1 protein-coding gene is annotated in these 1,099 nt (G+C 60.6%); it reads right to left on the reverse strand.

All coding sequences use genetic code 11. The annotated features are described in order from the left end of the window. Positions 1–229: 229 nt before the first annotated feature. Positions 230–1,054: an alpha/beta hydrolase gene (locus G3N64_RS39200; RefSeq protein ID WP_205788907.1), complete on the reverse strand. Its 825-nt coding sequence runs from the start codon at positions 1,052–1,054 to the stop codon at positions 230–232. Positions 1,055–1,099 lie beyond the last annotated feature (45 nt).

The raw sequence follows: 1,099 nt of genomic DNA on the forward strand, positions 1-1,099 counted from the left end.
TGCCGTCGCTGCCGTCAGCCATATATAGAGCCGGCCGGATCGCGTCCTCATCTCGATTTCGCCGTGCTTAAACAACGCCACCAGACCACACGCCACTGCCACCAGGGCAATCGAGGTGTGGAGTATTCCGAGCGGACTGAGGTTGAGCATGATGGCACTCCGGGTTCGCCTGCTTAGACGCTGTGGAGGATCCGTATCGGCAGCACGTCTGCGCGAGCGGGGGGAATAATCAGGAGCGAACGAAAGCCAACAGGTCCGCGTTGATCGTCTCGGCATGCGTGGTAGGCATGCCATGGGGGAATCCCTTGTATGTCCTCAGGATGCCATTGCGCAACAACTTTGCCGAAAGGGGTGCGGAGTCGGCATAGGGCACAATCTGGTCGTCGTCGCCATGCATTACCAGCGTCGGCACAGTGATCTTCTTCAGGTCCTCCGTGAAATCGGTCTGTGAAAAGGCGACGATGCCGTCGTAGTGCGCCTTGGCGCCGCCCTGCATGCCCTGCCGCCACCAGTTCGCGATGACGCCTTCGTCCGCCTTGACGCCCGGTCGATTGAAACCGTAGAAGGGACCGGCTGGAATGTCACGGTAGAACTGTGCCCGGTTGTTTGCGACCTGCGCCTGGAAGCCGTCGAAGACGTCCTTCGGCAATCCACCTGGATTGGCGTCAGTCTTGACCATCAATGGCGGCACCGCGGCGATCAGCACGGCTTTCGCAACGCGACTTTCCCCGTGTCGAGCCAGATAGCGGACGACTTCGCCACCGCCGGTGGAGTGGCCGACATGGATGGCATTCCTCAGGTCTAGATGGGACGTCACCGTTGCCAGATCGTCGGCATAGTGATTCATGTCGTGACCGCTGGCGGTCTGGGTCGACCTGCCGTGGCCACGCCGGTCATGGGCGATCACCCGGAATCCGTGGTTCAGGAAGAACATCATCTGCGCGTCCCAGTCGTCCGCGCTCAGCGGCCATCCGTGGGAGAAAACAATGGGCTGGCCACTGCCCCAGTCTTTATAAAATATGTCGACGCCGTCCTTCGTTCTGACCGTATGCATGGCATTGCCTCCTTGTTGGTTGCCCCTGCTCGCCGGGACGGTAGC

The organism is Burkholderia sp. Ac-20344 (assembly GCF_017104975.1).
Classification (GTDB): Bacteria; Pseudomonadota; Gammaproteobacteria; order Burkholderiales; family Burkholderiaceae; genus Burkholderia.

Bases quoted from the DNA above. Each gene is read 5' to 3' on its own strand.
- G3N64_RS39200 (WP_205788907.1), bottom strand. From the start codon at position 1,054: ATGCATACGGTCAGAACGAAGGACGGCGTCGACATATTTTATAAAGAC.